Below are 17,580 nucleotides of genomic sequence, written 5' to 3'. Positions count from 1 at the left end.
CCGTCAGCGATTCAACAGCGAGCCGGTGAAGAACTCTCTGCGCACCGGCAGCTCTCCGCGCGGGCTGTTGATTGCGCTAAACAGCAGCTCCGCGGCGATCTCCCCCAGTTTCTGCGTATCGTGATACACCCCGGGAATGTGCAGGCCGTAAGCGCCGGCGCGCGGCGGTTCGTCGATCGAGAAGAACTTCACCTGCTGATAGAGGCCCATTTCGTGGCAGATGGCGATGGCGCCCAGCGTGATGATGCCGTTCAGGCCGATGATGTAATCCGGGCGGTTCTCCGGCTGGGCCAGATAGGTGCGCACCTCGCTTTCCTGCGACATGAAATCGTAGTCGCCGTTGATGATATGTAGTTCGCGGCCACGCCCTTTCAGCGCCGCAACGATGCCGGCGGTACGCGTCAACGTGATCTCCGAGTCGGCGGGGCCGCCGATAATCAGCAGTTTTTTCTCCGGTTGCTCCGCCAGATAGCGGCCGGCGAGGATGCCGATCTCGCGGTTGTCGAGGAACACCCCGCTCAGTTGCTGATCGTAGAGATCGCGATCGAGCAGAATCAGAGGGATGCCGTACACCTCGGCCAGTTCCAGATAGGCGGGACGATAATGCTTGTCATCGCGCACCGCCGATAACAGGATGCCGCGCGCCTTGTAGCCGAACAGCGCCTGAATGGCGCGCATTTCCGCCTCTTCGCTGCCGTCGGTGTCGAACAGCATGATCTGGTAACCCTGCTGGCGCGCGATGCGCGACACGGTCTTGATCAGGCCGGAATAGAACGGGTTATACATACTGCTGGTGACGATGCCGATAATCTGGCTGCTGCTGCTCTTTAGCCCCTGCGCGAAGGCATTGGGCACGTAGTTCAGCTCTTTGGCGATGGCGTGAATGCGTTCACGGGTTTCCGGCTTGACCAGCTCGGGCTTATTGAAGGCGCGGGAAACGGTGATATTGGTCACCCTGGCACGGCGGGCGATGTCCACGATGGTGGCATTGGGATTGGCTTTCGACACCGTCTTTCCTTGCGTTATGCCTCAACAGATCCCTTATTGTAGGGAAAGGGCGGTTGGGGGGCTAGGGGGATGTGGGGGAAGTCCGGCAATTGTTGCGTGTACTTTTTACGATCCCGGCCATTTCAGCAATCAGCCGGTATTGTTGCAACGTTAGGTCATGGCGGCAAGGCTATGTCGACTCCTCGCTTGTGACCGCTGCCGCAGCAAGAAACTGCCCGCCGACTGGCACAGCGACGGAAATGCAATGGCGAGAACGGGTTTAGCCAATATGGATATTTTCAATAAAAAAAACCGGTCAATATATCCAATATTTTAATTATAAGAACTGGTTGGTAGCAGGTCTTTAATTACACCGCTAATATTCTTTATTTAAATTTCAATCAGCGAATGAATTATTTTCAGGGATATCCGCAACTAGGCGCCGGAATATTTTTCGATATCCCTCACTGTGATTTTATAAATCAGGCTGTAGCTCACAGAAACCGACGGTGATATTGACTAGTGTGGCTAAGAGTTAAAGTTTAATAATTCATGGAGGATATGCAATGAGAAGAATTAAAGCTTTTAGTGTATTAATAATGGGATTGTTTTTAGCAAGCGGTTCGGTATTATCAGCCGACATCACTATTTATCACACTAACGACTTACACGCTAATGTACTTCCTTTTAAAGCCCCCTATGTCAGTAAAGATAAAAAAGGCGGGGGGTTCGCCAATATCGCCAGCATTGTCAAACAGGCCAAAGCCAAAGATGATGGCGTCTTCTTGTTTGATGCCGGAGATTTTTTTACCGGGCCGTATATCAGCACGCTAACGCAGGGGGAAGCCATCATTGATATAATGAATCAAATGTCGTTTGATGCCGTGTCCATCGGTAATCATGAGTTTGATCATGGCGTACCCAATATGATTGAGCAGTTGAGCAAAGCCACTTTTCCGGTGCTATTAGGTAATCTGTTTTATGAGAACAGTGATAAACCGGTGTGGGATAAATCATGGGTTATTTTGGAAAAAGCCGGCATCAAGGTTGGCGTGATTGGCCTGCATGGCAAATTCGCTTTCTACGATACGGTAAATAAGAATATGCGCGCTGGCGTAGAGATGCGCGACGAAGTGGAATACCTCAATAAGTATCTTGGGCAGATTCGCGACAAGGTGGACGTTACCGTATTATTAATCCATGAAGGCGTACCGGCGCGGCAATCCAGTTTTGGTTCGGCAGACGTAACCCGGTTGTTAAGCAAGGATATTGAACTGGCAAAGCAGGTGCAGGGATTGGACGTTCTTATTACCGGGCATGCGCACGTTGGCACGCCGGAACCGATCAAAGTCAATAATACCTTGATTGTTTCCACCGATGCCTATGGTATCGATCTGGGCAAATTGGTGTTGAATATTGACGATAAAACTAAAAAGATCGCTGGCTATCAAGGCAAGTTGATCAATATTTACGATGGTGACGTGGAGCCTGACCCGGCAACGGCGGCGAAGGTCGCGCTATGGACGGATAAGCTAAAGCAGATCACCCAGCAGAAAATCGGCAGCGCCAGCGCAGAGTTGACGCGCTCTTATGGCGAGTCTTCCGCCGCTGGCAATATGGTTGGCGATGCCTTTTTGGCCGCGGAACCACGGGCGCAGCTTGCCTTTGTCAACAGCGGCGGTTTGAGAAGTGAGCTTGCTCAAGGGGAAATCAAGTTGGGTGATATCATCACCATGTTCCCTTTCCCGGACGATTTAAGCTATATGGAAATCAACGGCAAACAGCTACGTTGGCTAATGAATCATGCGGCAAATCTGACCAATGGCATTCTGCAGGTCTCGAAAGGTATCGAGATGGAATACGATAGCCGCAAGCCGCTCAATCAGCGCATCGTCTCGCTAACGGTGCAGGGGCAGCCGCTCAAGGATGACGCCTGGTATCCGATTGTGGTGAATTCTTTCCTGGCGACCGGGGGAGATGGATTCAGCGCCTTTACCGAAGGGCGGAATATCAGGACGCTTCCCGGCAGCGGTGCGACAGCCGCGGTGGTGGACTATATCAAGTCGCAACCGGAGATCGTCCCCGATGAACACAAGCGCATCAAGGACCAGGCGCTGTAGCCAATCAGGGCTGGCGAGTTGACGTTATGCGGAAGGATTAAACCGTGATGAATGTCACGTAATGATGTTTTCTATTGCGTCTGGTTGTATATTTTTGTGATATGAATCGGTGCGGGTATCGTCCCGCTCCGTATAATCACACCCCGAAAACATTCATAAGCAACCCTGTGTTCCTCTTTGGCAGGGATGCATTACTTTATTCGCAACAGGGATACTTTACATGCAACTCATCATGAGCCTGGTCGGCATGGCGGCGCTGATCGCGATTGCGGTACTGCTCTCCAGCAACCGTCGCGCGATTAATCTGCGCACCGTTGCCTGGGCATTTGTTCTTCAGATAGCCATCGGCGCGCTGGTGCTGTATGTGCCGGTGGGGCGCGCGGTGCTCGGCGGCATGTCGGCCGGCGTGGCTAACGTGATCGCCTATGGCAATCAGGGCATTTCCTTTATTTTTGGCGGGCTGGTTTCCGACAAGATGTTCGAGGTGTTCGGCGGCGGCGGCTTTGTCTTCGCCCTGCGGGTATTGCCGGTGATCGTGTTCTTCTCCTCGCTGATTGCGGTGCTGTATTATCTGGGCATCATGCAACTGGTGATCCGCGTGCTCGGCGGCGGCCTGCAAAAACTGCTCGGCACCTCGCGCACCGAATCGCTGTCGGCAACCGCCAATATCTTTGTTGGCCAGACCGAAGCGCCGCTGGTGGTGCGTCCGTATATTGCCACCATGACCCAGTCTGAACTGTTTACCGTCATGTGTGGCGGCCTGGCCTCGGTGGCCGGTTCGGTGCTGGCGGGGTATGCGCAGATGGGCGTACCGCTGGAATACCTGATTGCCGCTTCGTTTATGGCTGCGCCAGGTGGCTTGCTGTTCGCCAAGCTGATGGTGCCGGAAACCGAGAAAACCCACGATAAAGACGATGCGATGAAGCTGATCGCTGAAGACGACCGTCCGGCCAACGTCATTGACGCGGCAGCGTCCGGTGCGGCGTCCGGTATGCAGTTGGCGTTGAACGTCGGTGCCATGCTGCTGGCGTTTATTGCGCTGATCGCCTTGCTGAACGGCATCCTTGGCGGTATCGGCGGCTGGTTCGACTATCCGCAACTGTCGCTGGAGCTGATTCTTGGCTGGATCTTCTCACCGATTGCTTTCCTGATCGGCGTGCCGTGGCATGAGGCGATGACCGCCGGTTCGTTTATCGGCCAGAAGATTATCGTCAACGAATTTGTGGCTTACATGAACTTCGGCGCCTATCTGCGCCCGGACGACGTGGTGGCTGCCGAAGGCTTGCAGGTGCTTTCTGCCCATACCAAAGCGATCATCTCGTTTGCGCTGTGCGGTTTTGCCAACCTGTCCTCGGTGGCGATCCTGTTGGGTGGTCTGGGCAGCATGGCGCCGAATCGTCGCCACGATATAGCGCGCTTTGGTCTGAAAGCGGTGGCGGCCGGTACGCTGTCTAACCTGATGAGCGCCACCATCGCCGGGTTCTTCCTGGCGCTTTAAGCTAAACTCTGTTACGGGCGTCCGGTTGGGCGCCCGTTATCCCGGCACGAATCCTTAGCGAATTTGTGAACGATATCGCGTTCTTTTGTGATGTTCTTCACATATAATTCCGGCCTGTTACAGTGTTATTTCATAGAATGTGAATCCGAACACGATTTTCCCCCAGGGAGCGTGTTCAAATAGCTATTACATCTGCGGTGAGAAGGATCTCAGTTGCCGCGAGGGGAATCATTGCCCCGCGCTATCTTCATGGAACCAAGTCCGCTCGCCAACGGCAAGATACTCAGTTGGAGAGTTTTATGACCGAATTAACCGCCGCAGCGCAACGTGCGCTGAATTTAATGGATTTAACCACGCTGAACGATGATGACACCGACGAGAAAGTGATCGCGCTGTGTCGTCAGGCCAACAGCCCGGCCGGCCATACCGCCGCCATATGCATCTATCCGCGCTTTATCCCGATTGCCCGCAAAACGCTGCGCGAACAAGGCACGCCGGACATTCGCATCGCCACCGTTACCAACTTCCCGCATGGCAATGACGACATCGACATTGCGCTGGCGGAAACCCGCGCGGCCATTGCCTATGGCGCCGATGAGGTTGACGTGGTGTTCCCGTACCGTGCGCTGATGGCCGGCAATGCCCAGGTCGGGTTTGATCTGGTCAAGCAGTGCAAGCAGGCCTGCGAGCAGGCAAAGGTGCTGTTGAAGGTGATTATTGAAACCGGCGAGCTGAAAGACGCCGGGCTGATCCGTCAGGCCAGCGAAATTGCCATCAACGCCGGAGCCGATTTTATTAAAACCTCGACCGGCAAAGTCCCGGTCAACGCCACGCTGGAAAGTGCCGAGCTGATGATGTCGGTGATCCGCGACATGGGCGTCGGCGCACGGGTCGGTTTCAAACCGGCCGGCGGGGTGCGCACCGCGCAAGACGCGCTGCATTATCTGCAACTTGCCGAGCGTATCATGGGCAAAGACTGGGCTGATGCGCGCCATTTCCGCTTCGGCGCCTCCAGCCTGCTGGCGAGCCTGCTGACGACGCTGGGCCATGACGGCCAGGTTTCCGCTGGCAGCTACTGATGACATTTTCCACCGTGGCAGGACTGCGGTGGTTGTGATGACCCTACACTCACGCAGGGGGATGCTGTGTTCCTGGCTCAAGAGATAATACGTAAAAAACGCGATGGACAACCGTTGAGCGAAGAGGAAATTCGTTTCTTCATCAATGGCGTTCGTGACAACGCGGTGTCTGAAGGGCAAATCGCCGCGTTGGCGATGACCATCTATTTCCACGACATGAGCATGGCGGAGCGCGTTGCGCTGACCATGGCGATGCGCGATTCCGGCACGGTGCTGGACTGGAACAGCCTGTCGTTGAACGGGCCGATCGTCGACAAACACTCCACCGGCGGCGTGGGCGACGTCACGTCGCTGATGCTCGGTCCGATGGTGGCGGCCTGCGGCGGCTACGTGCCGATGATTTCCGGTCGCGGCCTCGGTCATACCGGCGGCACTCTGGATAAACTGGAAGCCATTCCCGGTTTCAATATTTTCCCGGATGACAACGCGTTTCGCAAAATCATTAAGGACGTCGGTGTGGCGATTATCGGCCAGACCAGCTCGCTGGCTCCAGCGGATAAACGGTTCTATGCTACCCGCGACATCACCGCCACCGTGGATTCGATTCCACTGATTACCGCCTCAATCCTCGCCAAGAAACTGGCGGAAGGTCTGGACGCGTTGGTGATGGACGTCAAGGTCGGCTCTGGCGCCTTTATGCCGACCTACGCGCTGTCAGAGGATTTGGCGCAGGCGATCGTTGGCGTGGCCAACGGCGCCGGTTGCAAAACCACCGCGCTGCTGACCGACATGAATCAGGTACTGGCTTCCAGCGCTGGCAATGCGGTTGAGGTCCGTGAGGCGGTACGCTTCCTGACCGGTGAATACCGTAATCCGCGCCTGCTGGACGTGACGATGGCACTGTGCGTGGAAATGCTGCTGTCTGGCGGTTTGGCGCGCGACGACGCCGATGCGCGTGCCAAGTTACACGCGGTGCTGGACAACGGCAAAGCGGCAGACATCTTCGGCCGCATGGTCGCGGCGCAGCAGGGGCCGAGCGATTTCGTCGAGCGTTACGACCACTACCTGCCGGTTGCCATGATGAGCAAGCCGGTGTATGCCGACCAGCCGGGTATCGTTACCGCCATGGACACGCGTGCGCTGGGCATGGCGGTAGTGACGTTGGGCGGCGGGCGTCGCCGGGCAAGCGACAGCATCGATTACAGCGTTGGCCTGACCGATATGGCGCGTCTGGGCGACAGCGTCGATACCCAGCGCCCGCTGGCGGTGATCCATGCCAACGACGAAGAGAGCTGGCAGCAGGCGGCTGACGCGGTGCGCAGCGCGATGACGCTGGGTACTACGGCTGCAGAAACCACGCCGGTGGTATACCAGCGCATTACGGCCTGACGTCGGCTTTCTATATTGAATTGATGGCAACCGCTCATCTTAGTGGTTGCTGGATATACCCAACGGATTTCGCACCACGGCTAGAGGGCAAGGGCGGGCAGCAACGGAACTTGTTCGGTAACTGACCGGGGTGACAAATCGGCCACCGCGACCACGTAAGGGCAAGGCCCAGCGATGGAGCGAGTAACGCGCAGCCAACAACGTCGTAGCGCGAAAGACAATGGGTATCACGCAGGAGAACAGCATGAAACGTACGTTTATTATGGTTTTGGATTCATTCGGTATCGGCGCGAGCGAAGATGCTGAACGTTTTGGCGACAAAGGCTCTGATACGCTCGGCCACATTGCCGCCGCCTGTGCGCGCGGTGAAGCCAATACCGGCCGTAATGGCCCGTTGACCCTGCCAAACCTGAGCCGTCTCGGCCTGGGCAAAGCGGCACAGGAATCCACCGGCAGCTTCCCGCAGGGGCTGGATGAAAACGCCGATATCATCGGTGCTTACGGCTATGCCAGCGAACTGTCTTCCGGTAAGGACACGCCGTCAGGCCACTGGGAAATTGCCGGCGTGCCGGTACTGTTCGACTGGGGTTATTTCAGTGATGAACACAACAGTTTCCCGCAGGAACTGCTGGATAAACTGGTCGAACGCGCCAATCTGCCAGGTTACCTTGGCAACTGCCATTCGTCCGGCACGGTGATCCTCGATCAGCTTGGTGAAGAGCACATGAAGAGCGGCAAGCCCATCTTCTATACTTCGGCGGATTCGGTGTTCCAGATTGCCTGCCATGAAGAGACCTTTGGCCTGGAGCGGTTGTACCAGCTGTGCGAGATCGCCCGCGAAGAACTGACCGAAGGCGGCTACAATATTGGCCGGGTGATCGCGCGGCCGTTCATCGGCGATAAGCCGGGCAACTTCCAGCGTACCGGCAACCGTCACGATCTGGCGGTCGAGCCGCCGGCGCCTACCGTGCTGAAAAAGCTGGTGGATGAGAAAGGCGGGGAAGTGGTGTCGATCGGTAAAATTGCCGATATCTACGCCAACGTCGGCATCACCAAAAAGGTGAAGGCCACCGGCATCGATGCGCTGTTTGACGCCACGGTAAGCGAAATGGAAAAAGCCGGCGACAACACCATTGTGTTTACCAACTTTGTCGATTTCGACTCTTCTTACGGTCACCGCCGTGACGTGGCGGGCTATGCCGCCGCGCTGGAGCTGTTCGATCGCCGCCTGCCGGAGCTGCTGAAGCTGGTGAAAGATGACGATATGATTATCTTCACCGCCGATCACGGTTGTGACCCGACCTGGAGCGGTACCGACCACACCCGTGAGCACATTCCGGTGCTGGTGTACGGCCCGAAAATCCAGCCAGGTTCGCTGGGCCACCGCGCAACCTTCGCCGATATCGGCCAGACCGTTGCCAACTATTTTGGCCTGTCGCCGATGGAATACGGCAAACCGATGTTCTAAATACCTGTTGGCGTCGGGTGACTGCCCGGCGCATTTTTATTCATGACGATGATTTGAAGGAAAATAATTATGGCAACGCCGCATATTAACGCTGAGATGGGTGACTTCGCTGACGTAGTACTGATGCCGGGCGATCCACTGCGTGCGAAATATATCGCCGAAACCTTCCTGGAAGGCGCGGTGGAAGTCAATAACGTGCGTGGCATGCTGGGCTTCACCGGCACTTACAAGGGCCGCAAAATCTCGGTAATGGGCCATGGCATGGGGATCCCGTCCTGCTCCATCTATGCGCGTGAACTGATCGCGGAATTCGGCGTGAAGAAAATCATCCGCGTGGGATCGTGCGGCGCGGTGCGTGACGATGTCAAACTGCGTGACGTGGTGATCGGTATGGGGGCCTGTACCGACTCCAAGGTCAACCGCATGCGCTTCAAGGATCACGACTACGCGGCAATTGCCGATTTCGATATGGTACGCAACGCGGTAGACGCGGCGGCGGCGCAGGGCATCCCGGCACGCGTGGGCAACATCTTCTCGGCCGATCTGTTCTACACCCCGGATGCCGATATGTTCCAGGTCATGAAGAAGTACGGCATTCTGGGCGTGGAAATGGAAGCTGCCGGCATCTACGGCGTGGCGGCGGAGCTGTATGAAGAGTTTGGTTGCAAGGCGCTGACCATCTGTACCGTTTCTGACCATATCCTGCGTCACGAAGCGACCACCGCGGCGGAACGCCAGACTACCTTTAACGATATGATCGTCATCGCGCTGGAAGCCGTGCTGCTGGGCGACAAAGCGTAAGTTGGCGTAGCGGCGGTCGACACCGCCGCCATGAAAAATGCCGGTCAGTTAATCCTGACCGGCATTTTTGCATTCTATCGCTGCTGAACCGCCGCGTTATCCGCCGTCGGTTTTATTCGGCTTGTCGTCCGGCGCGTCTTCTACGCTGCTGCCTTCTTCCAGCGGGTTGTTGGCGGTGAGCAGATAAGGCGACTGCTGCCAACGACTGCGTCGCCCTTGCAACAGGGTGCGCGCCAGAATAATGCCGATGGCCAGTGCCAGCAGGATCATCAGCCGCAGCAGGTTGGTGGTGTTGTCGACCTGTTTGGATTCGGTGGCCAGCACGTGAGTATCCAGCGTGACGCGCAGAAAGCCGAGCGGGCCATCCTTGCTCTGGATCATGGCGACCAATTGATGGTTGAAATAGCTGCCGGCGCGCTTGCCGTCGAGCGACAGCCGATCGCGCACGCTGATGTTTTCGCCGGCATGGGCCACCAGCGAACCGTCTAACTGATAGACGCCGGCGTCAAGGATACGGCTGTGATCGGTCAGCTGTTGCAGTATCGCATCGATACGTTGGTTGTCGACGTCGCTGTCGTCGTCGAGCAGCGGTGCCAGGCTGAAGGCGACCTGCTTGGTCAGGGTTTGCGCCAGCTCTTCCACCTGTTCTGAACGCGCCAATTGATGACTGAGGCTAAAATAGGACGCACCCTGCATCAACAATACCAGCAGCGCCAGGCAAATCAGTATGATAGCCGTGCGATGCAGGCGGAATTTAAGTTTAGCTTTAGCCATGCGGCTTCCTTGGGATCAGGGACACTTTATGTTGCCAGAACCAACTACGATAGGATAGCTTGATGCGTCGTTTTTCTACTGGTGCCCCCTGCAGGAGTTAATAATGTCGAATAGTCTGACCTATTGCGATCTCCCGGCCGAGATCTCTCAATGGCCGGGTCTTCCGCTTTCGCTGAGCGGTGACGAAGTGATGCCGCTGGATTATCGGGCGGGCCACACCGGTTGGCTACTGTATGGCAGACAGCTGGACAAGGATCGCATCACCCAATTTCAGCGCAAGCTGGGCGCGGCAATGGTCATTGTCACCGCCTGGTGCGTAGAGGACTATCAGGTGGTACGTCTGGCGGGCAGCCTGACGCCGCGCGCCAAAACGCTGGCGGCGGAAAACGGCCTCGACGTCGCGCCGCTCGGCAAGATACCGCATCTGCGTTCCCCGGGCCTGCTGGTGATGGATATGGACTCCACGGCGATCGAGATTGAATGTATCGATGAAATCGCCAAACTGGCCGGCGTGGGCGAGCAGGTCTCGGCGGTAACCGAACGCGCGATGCGCGGTGAACTGGACTTCACCGCCAGTCTGCGTCAACGCGTTGGCACGCTGAAGGGTGCCGATGCCAATATTCTTAAACAGGTGCTGGAAACGTTGCCGTTGATGCCCGGCCTCACCAGTCTGGTGCGTAAATTGCAGGCGCTAGACTGGCATGTCGCCATTGCTTCTGGCGGCTTCACCTATTATGCCGAACACCTGCGCGACAAGCTGAAGCTGACGGCGGTGGTGGCCAACGAGCTGGAAATCCGTGACGGCAAGCTTACCGGCGAAGTGCTGGGGCCGATCGTGGATGCGCAACACAAGGCGGATACCTTGCTGCGGTTGGCGGAAAAACTGCAGATCCCGCTACAGCAAACCGTGGCTATCGGTGACGGTGCCAACGACGTGAAAATGATGCAGGCGGCCGGTCTGGGCATCGCCTACCACGCCAAGCCGAAAGTGTATGACAAAGCCCAGGTGGCGATTCGCCATGCCGATTTGATGGGCGTATTATGCGTGCTCAGCGGCAGTTTGAAGCGCGAAGTGCGTTAAACCGCAGCAGCGCCGCTCGACGGGCCGGCGCAGCATCAGCAATCAGCATTCTCAAAGAGGTAATACGTGGCAAAAGCAGCAAAACGGGCGTTCGTATGTAATGAGTGCGGTGCGGATTATCCACGCTGGCAGGGGCAATGCAGCGCGTGTCACGCCTGGAATACCATTACGGAAGTTCGTCTGGCTGCGGCGTCTTCTTCGACACGCACCGAGCGTTTCAGCGGCTATGCCGGTGAAACCGGCGTCAGCAAGGTACAGCGACTGTCCGACATCAGTCTGGAAGAGCTACCGCGTTTTTCGACCGGTTTTCTGGAATTTGACCGGGTACTGGGCGGCGGCGTGGTGCCGGGCAGCGCCATTCTGATCGGCGGCAGCCCCGGCGCGGGGAAAAGTACGCTGTTGCTGCAAACGCTGTGCAAACTGTCTGAACAGATGAAAACGTTGTATGTCACCGGTGAAGAGTCGTTGCAGCAGGTGGCGATGCGCGCGCATCGCCTGGCCTTGCCGACCGACAATCTGAATATGCTATCGGAAACCAGCATCGAACAGATTTGCCTGATCGCCGAACAGGAACAGCCACGACTGATGGTGATTGACTCCATCCAGGTGATGCACATGGCGGATATCCAGTCTTCGCCGGGCAGCGTGGCGCAGGTGCGCGAAACCGCGGCTTACCTGACGCGCTTCGCCAAGACGCGCGGCGTGGCCATCGTGATGGTGGGGCACGTCACCAAAGACGGCTCGCTGGCCGGGCCGAAGGTGCTGGAACACTGCATCGACTGTTCGATTTTGCTCGATGGCGATGCCGATTCGCGCTTCCGTACGCTGCGCAGCCACAAAAACCGTTTTGGCGCAGTGAACGAACTTGGTGTGTTTGCCATGACCGAACAGGGATTACGCGAAGTTAGCAACCCGTCGGCGATTTTCCTTAGCCGTGGCGAAGTCACCTCCGGCAGTTCGGTGATGGTGGTGTGGGAAGGTACCCGGCCGCTGCTGGTGGAGATCCAGGCGCTGGTGGATCATTCGATGATGTCCAACCCGCGTCGGGTGGCGGTCGGGCTGGAACAGAACCGACTGGCGATCCTGCTGGCGGTGCTGCACCGCCACGGCGGGTTGCAGATGGCGGATCAGGATGTGTTCGTTAACGTGGTCGGTGGCGTGAAGGTAACGGAAACCAGCGCCGATTTGGCGTTGCTGATGTCGCTGGTGTCCAGTTTACGCGATCGGCCGTTGCCGCAGGATCTGGTGGTGTTTGGCGAGGTGGGACTGGCCGGTGAGATCCGCCCGGTGCCGAGCGGCCAGGAGCGGATTTCCGAGGCGGCCAAGCACGGTTTCAAGCGCGCCATCGTGCCACATGCCAACGTGCCGAAAAAAATGCCGCCGAATATGCAGGTATTCGGCGTGAAGAAACTGGCGGACGCGCTGGCGGTGCTGGACGAGTTTTAATCTGCCATGGTTCGGCGAAATTATGCTATTTTGTTTAGCATATTAAACGGGAGGCGGTATGCCGCAATTTGATTACCTGAAAGCAGCGATCAAGCAAAAAGGCTGCACCCTGCAACAGGTGGCTGATGCCAGCAGCATGACCAAAGGCTATCTAAGCCAATTGCTCAACGACAAAATCAAAAGCCCGAGCGCGCAGAAACTGGAGGCGTTGCACCGTTATCTGGGGCTGGAATTCCCACGTCGGGTAAAAACGGTGGGGGTGGTGTTTGGTAAATTTTACCCACTGCATACCGGTCACATCTACCTGATCCAGCGCGCCTGCAGCCAGGTGGATGAGCTGCACGTCATTCTGTGCTACGACGAACCGCGCGACCGCGAGCTGTTCGAAAACAGTTCGATGTCGCAGCAACCGACGGTCAGCGACCGACTGCGCTGGCTGCTGCAAACCTTCAAGTACCAAAAGAACATCCGCATTCATGCGTTTGACGAACAGGGCATCGAGCCGTATCCGCACGGCTGGGGCGTGTGGAGCAACGGTATGAAGCAGTTTATGGATCAGCAGGGCATTGTGCCGAGTTTTATCTATTCCAGCGAAACGCAGGACGCACCGCGTTATCGCGAGTATCTTGATACCGAAACCATTCTGATCGATCCTCAGCGCTCATTTATGAACATCAGCGGCCGGCAGATTCGCCAGGATCCGTTCCGCTATTGGGAATATATTCCGACCGAGGTGAAGCCGTTTTTCGTGCGTACCGTGGCGATACTCGGCGGCGAGTCGAGCGGAAAATCGACTCTGGTCAACAAGTTGGCCAATATTTTCAATACCACCAGCGCCTGGGAGTATGGTCGCGATTACGTGTTTTCCCACCTGGGCGGCGATGAGATGGCGCTGCAATACTCCGACTACGACAAGATTGCGCTCGGCCAGGCTCAGTACGTTGATTTTGCGGTGAAATATGCTAACAAAGTGGCGTTTATCGATACCGATTTCGTCACTACCCAGGCGTTTTGCAAAAAATACGAGGGGCGCGAGCACCCGTTTGTTCAGGCGCTGATTGACGAATACCGTTTCGATTTGGTGATCCTGTTGGAAAACAACACGCCGTGGGTAGCCGACGGCTTGCGCAGTCTGGGGGCGCCGACCGACCGCAAGGCGTTCCAGCATCTGCTCGAAGAGATGCTGCACGCCAATAATATTGACTATGTGCACGTCGAATCCAGCGATTACGAAGAACGTTTCCTGCGTTGCGTCGAGCTGGTGCAACAACTGCTGGCCGCCGATGCCGAGCGCCTGCTGGCCTATTAGCCGCGCGCCGGGCCTAGCGGGTTAGCGGAAGTTGCCGTCTGGCTAACAGAAACGCCACGGCGCATGCATATTTGTCTTCTTGTTTAGCCAGGGTTCATTAAGCACTGATTAAGTTGGGCTTTTCGTCAAACTCAAGATCGTAACGCTATGACGTATCGCCCATTGATTCTCTGGCTGCTGTGCTATGCGACGGCATGGACGCTGCTGACCTACCTACTCGATCCCACCGTGCCTTATGACGCCGTCGAGGCGTTAAACTGGGGCACCAACGCCGAATGGGGTTCACCCAAAAACCCGTGGCTGGTGGGGGCGATGATGCAGCCGGTCGTTTGGCTGCCGTGGCTGTCGTTGCCGCTGTATTGGTATGCGGTGCATTTTATGGCAATCGCCATTGGCATGCTGGGAGTATGGTTGTTGGCGCTGCGTCTTGGCGGCAGTCAGCGACTGGCCTGGCTGGCGCTGCTGACGCTCAATGTCTCTGGCATTATCAATATCGATATCATCCCCTATAACGATAATTACCTGTTGGTGATGCTGTGGCCGTGGCTAATGCTGTGCTATTACCAGGCGATCACGCGCTCCGCCAACTGGTGGCCAGCGGTGGCCGTGGTGGCCGGTTTGGCGATGATGGCCAAATATTCTACCGCTGTTCTGGTTGGCGGGATGCTGCTGTCGACGCTGTGGGTAGCGCCTCTTCGCCGCTGCTATCGCCAGCCGCCATTTTACCTGGCGTTGGCTATCGGTCTGGCGTTGGTATTGCCGAATGCGCTGTGGCTATGGCAGCACGATTGGGTGGCATTCAGGTGGGTGGATTCACAGATAAAACGCCAGCTTAACCCTGGTATCCTGCTGACGCTGCTGCTGGTGTTTTACCCCGTTTCGCTCCTGTGGCTGATGCTGCGGCGGGCGGGGGCGGTTCTGTCCTGGCCCGATGAGATGGCAATGCGGGCGCTGCTGTGGATTTATCTGCTGCCGCTTTGCGCCATCATTGTATGGTTTTCGTTTAACGTCGGCGGCCGTTTGACCGAATGGCTGCAACCCTGGCTGATACTGGCTCCGCCGTTGCTGGTTGGCTGCGTGCGGCAACCGCCAAGCGGTTCATTGCGCGCGGCGATGCTGGGGTTGGGTTGTGCCGCGCTGGTGGTCTATCTGGGCTATGCGGCGGTAATGCTGGTCAACGTGCGCAACGCCGGTCAGAAGATGGTGGGTATCAAGGCGTTCAGCCTCGAGGTTGAGCAACGCTGGCGACAACGCTATCACAGTGAGCTGCGTTATGTCGGCGGCGATTATCTGTCCCAATGGCTGACGGTGTATGCCGATTCCCGACCGCAGATCGTGACGCGCTGGACGCTTGCTACGCGACCGAACATCTATAACGCCGATCTCAGCGCCACGCAGATTGCACGGCATGGCGTGGCGTTGATGGGGCGATTGGGCGAGCGCTGCGCGCAGAGTCGCTTTAACGGCGCGCTGGACAGCTGGCCGCAGCTGCGCATCGACTGGCAGCAGGAGCTGCCGTTCCAGGCCGATCCGCATGCTGAACGGCAGACGCTATGCGTGGCATTTGTCAGGCCGCAGCCGCGCTGACGCCGCCGCACCAGCCATCGTCACTCAGTAGGCGATCACCAACTTGCCCTGCATGTGGCCTTCCAGCAGTTTACGGTGTGCGGCATTCAGCGTTGCCACCGTCAGCCCTTGCAGCGTTTCGCTCAGTGTGCCGTTGAGTTTGCCTTCATCCAGCAGTTGGGCTACCTGTTGCAGGATCTCGCCCTGACGGGCAATATCCGGCGTGGTGAACATGCTGCGGGTAAACATGAACTCCCAGTGCAGTGCCGCGCTTTTTAATTTCAGCGCGTTTTGATCCAGCGGCCGTTCATTTTCGACGATCGTGCAAATGTGTCCCAATGGCGCAATCAATTCGCTCAGCGCCTGCCAATGGCCGTCGGTATCGTTCAGGCACAGGATATAGTCGACGCTTTCAATGCCTTCTTTTGCCAGGTTACCTTGCAGATCGTGATAATCCACCACCAGTTCGGCACCACGTTCACGGCACCAGGCGGCGGATTCCGGGCGCGAGGCGGTGGCGATCACCTTGAGCTTGCTGCGCAGCGCGGCCAGCGGGATCGCCAGCGAACCGACGCCGCCGGCGCCGCCGACGATCAGCAAGGTTTTACCGGCTTGCGCGTGCTGGATCTGCAAATGTTCGAACAGCGCTTCCCAGGCCGTCAGCGCGGTGAGCGGTATTGCGGCGGCTTCGGCCCAGTTCAGGCTGCGCGGCTTGTGGGCGCTGATGCGTGAATCAACCAACTGGTGGCTGGCGTTGCTGCCGGGGCGGGTGATATCACCGGCGTACCACACTTCATCGCCCGGTTTGAATCCGCTGACGCTGCTGCCTACCTCCAGCACTACGCCGCTGGCGTCCCAGCCGAGAATGCGCGGCTGTTGCAGACCGTTTTTTTGCAGGCCGGCATGCACCTTGGTATCTACCGGATTAACCGATGCGGCCTTCACCGCCACCAACAGGTCGTACTGACCCGGAACCGGTTTCTCGGTACTGATTTCGATAAAGTCGGCAGGGTTGGCGGGATCGACGGCAATTGCTTTAACAGACATGATAAGTCTCCTGTTGAATGAATAACCACAGTGTAGACCCGTGGCCGATGAATGATAATATGGACAATAACTAACTCAGAGTTCGTCTCAGGTGAACAATATTGTTTAAGCAATTGCAGGATATGGCGTTATTTGCACTGGTGGCAGAGTGCGGCAGCCTTACCGCTGCGGCGAAGCGAGCCGGACTGCCGAAATCCAGCGTCAGTCAGCGCATCAGCCAACTGGAAAGTACGCTGGGGCTACGGCTGCTCAACCGTACCACACGCCAGCTGAACCTGACATTCGCCGGCGAACGCTATCTGGTGCATTGTCAGGAGATGCTGAGCGCCGCCGAGCGCGCCGATCTGGCCTTGCAGCGGCTGCGGGATAATCCCAGCGGCCGTTTGCGCGTGTCTACCCCGGCCGGGCTTGGCGCAACCTTGCTGCCGTGGCTGGCGACCGATTTTCAGCGTCAATATCCGGACGTGTCGCTGGAAGTGTCGGTATCCGACGCCATGGTCGATCTGGTGCAAGAGGGGTTTGATGTCGCGCTGCGTACCGGCAAGCCGCAGGATTCCTCGCTTATTGGCCGCCGACTGGGCCATGCGCCACGCTATCTGCTGGCGTCACCGGCGTATCTGGCGCAGTTCCCGCCGATCGTGCATCCACAGCAGCTGTCGCTGCATCGCTGCATTGCCCATCGCGCCTGGACGGCGTTGATATTGCGACGTGAGGACGAGTATTTCCGCTGGCAGTTGCCGAGCGCACATACCACCGATAATTTGCTGTATGCGCGGGAATGTGCGCTGGCCGGAGCCGGTATTACCTTGCTGCCGGCGTTTCTCAGCCGCGAAGTGGTGGCCAGCCGGGGATTGGTGGAGGTGTTGCCGCAATGGCGGGCGGAAGGCAATGAACTGTATCTGGTGTATCCGAGTCGTAAATTGAACTCACCGGCGCTGGCCTGTTTTATCGACGTCGTCATGCAGCACCCGGCGTTTGCCGATTACGGTCAGGCGCTGTCGCCTTAACGCCACGA

General features: G+C 57.3%; 14 protein-coding genes. 11 read left to right on the top strand and 3 right to left on the bottom strand.

The genetic code is table 11. The features are described 5' to 3' along the window. Positions 1-3: 3 nt before the first annotated feature. Positions 4-1,008, bottom strand: a complete 1,005-nt coding sequence (locus tag AC2AXP_RS16480) for a LacI family DNA-binding transcriptional regulator (protein ID WP_004955545.1) — start codon at positions 1,006-1,008, stop codon at positions 4-6. 578 nt (positions 1,009-1,586) lie between these two features. Between AC2AXP_RS16480 and AC2AXP_RS16475 the strand changes: the two genes are divergently transcribed. The 6 genes from AC2AXP_RS16475 to deoD all read left to right on the top strand — a co-directional run bounded on the left by AC2AXP_RS16475 (position 1,587) and on the right by deoD (position 9,342). After that, positions 1,587-3,107 carry a bifunctional metallophosphatase/5'-nucleotidase gene (locus tag AC2AXP_RS16475; protein ID WP_484381810.1) on the top strand — a complete coding sequence of 507 codons (1,521 nt, stop codon included), beginning with the start codon at positions 1,587-1,589 and terminating at the stop codon, positions 3,105-3,107. Between the two features lie 220 nt (positions 3,108-3,327). Next, positions 3,328-4,605, top strand: a complete 1,278-nt coding sequence (locus AC2AXP_RS16470; RefSeq protein WP_233092303.1) for a NupC/NupG family nucleoside CNT transporter — start codon at positions 3,328-3,330, stop codon at positions 4,603-4,605. 299 nt (positions 4,606-4,904) lie between these two features. Next, a complete protein-coding gene (gene deoC, locus AC2AXP_RS16465) occupies positions 4,905-5,684 on the top strand; it encodes a deoxyribose-phosphate aldolase (RefSeq protein WP_198773253.1) in 780 nt (259 codons plus the stop codon). A 66-nt stretch (positions 5,685-5,750) separates the two neighbouring features. Then, positions 5,751-7,073 (top strand): thymidine phosphorylase, encoded by a 1,323-nt coding sequence (deoA, locus tag AC2AXP_RS16460; RefSeq protein WP_004955536.1) that lies wholly within the window; start codon positions 5,751-5,753, stop codon positions 7,071-7,073. Between the two features lie 244 nt (positions 7,074-7,317). Next, positions 7,318-8,541, top strand: a complete 1,224-nt coding sequence (gene deoB, locus AC2AXP_RS16455; protein WP_039991196.1) for a phosphopentomutase — start codon at positions 7,318-7,320, stop codon at positions 8,539-8,541. A 69-nt stretch (positions 8,542-8,610) separates the two neighbouring features. Then, on the top strand, positions 8,611-9,342 hold the full coding sequence (gene deoD, locus AC2AXP_RS16450; protein ID WP_004955532.1) for a purine-nucleoside phosphorylase: 732 nt from the start codon (positions 8,611-8,613) through the stop codon (positions 9,340-9,342). A 96-nt stretch (positions 9,343-9,438) separates the two neighbouring features. On the opposite strand, the gene AC2AXP_RS16445 is transcribed toward deoD, so the two are convergent. Further along, the gene (locus AC2AXP_RS16445) at positions 9,439-10,116 is read right to left on the bottom strand and encodes a YtjB family periplasmic protein (RefSeq protein WP_004955530.1); all 678 of its coding nucleotides are present in this window, start codon (positions 10,114-10,116) and stop codon (positions 9,439-9,441) included. A gap of 103 nt (positions 10,117-10,219) precedes the next feature. On the opposite strand from AC2AXP_RS16445, the gene serB reads away from it, so the two are divergent. From serB to AC2AXP_RS16425, 4 genes are all read left to right on the top strand, one after another. Beyond that, complete coding sequence (serB, locus tag AC2AXP_RS16440; RefSeq protein WP_198773255.1) at positions 10,220-11,197, top strand: phosphoserine phosphatase; 978 nt, start codon at positions 10,220-10,222, stop codon at positions 11,195-11,197. A gap of 66 nt (positions 11,198-11,263) precedes the next feature. Beyond that, positions 11,264-12,643 carry a DNA repair protein RadA gene (radA, locus tag AC2AXP_RS16435; protein ID WP_198773256.1) on the top strand — a complete coding sequence of 460 codons (1,380 nt, stop codon included), beginning with the start codon at positions 11,264-11,266 and terminating at the stop codon, positions 12,641-12,643. Positions 12,644-12,701: 58 nt separating this feature from the next. Beyond that, complete coding sequence (gene nadR / locus AC2AXP_RS16430) at positions 12,702-13,952, top strand: multifunctional transcriptional regulator/nicotinamide-nucleotide adenylyltransferase/ribosylnicotinamide kinase NadR (protein ID WP_004955524.1); 1,251 nt, start codon at positions 12,702-12,704, stop codon at positions 13,950-13,952. Between the two features lie 147 nt (positions 13,953-14,099). After that, positions 14,100-15,539, top strand: a complete 1,440-nt coding sequence (locus AC2AXP_RS16425) for a glycosyltransferase family 39 protein (protein WP_484381809.1) — start codon at positions 14,100-14,102, stop codon at positions 15,537-15,539. A 24-nt stretch (positions 15,540-15,563) separates the two neighbouring features. On the opposite strand, the gene AC2AXP_RS16420 is transcribed toward AC2AXP_RS16425, so the two are convergent. Then, on the bottom strand, positions 15,564-16,565 hold the full coding sequence (locus AC2AXP_RS16420) for a zinc-binding alcohol dehydrogenase family protein (protein WP_198773258.1): 1,002 nt from the start codon (positions 16,563-16,565) through the stop codon (positions 15,564-15,566). A 101-nt stretch (positions 16,566-16,666) separates the two neighbouring features. Here AC2AXP_RS16420 and AC2AXP_RS16415 point away from each other — a divergent pair, with 101 nt between their 5' ends. Then, positions 16,667-17,572, top strand: a complete 906-nt coding sequence (locus AC2AXP_RS16415) for a LysR family transcriptional regulator (protein ID WP_198773259.1) — start codon at positions 16,667-16,669, stop codon at positions 17,570-17,572. Positions 17,573-17,580 lie beyond the last annotated feature (8 nt).

The organism is Serratia sp. Sp408 (assembly GCF_057180665.1).
This window is presented reverse-complemented; position numbering and strand designations above follow the sequence as displayed.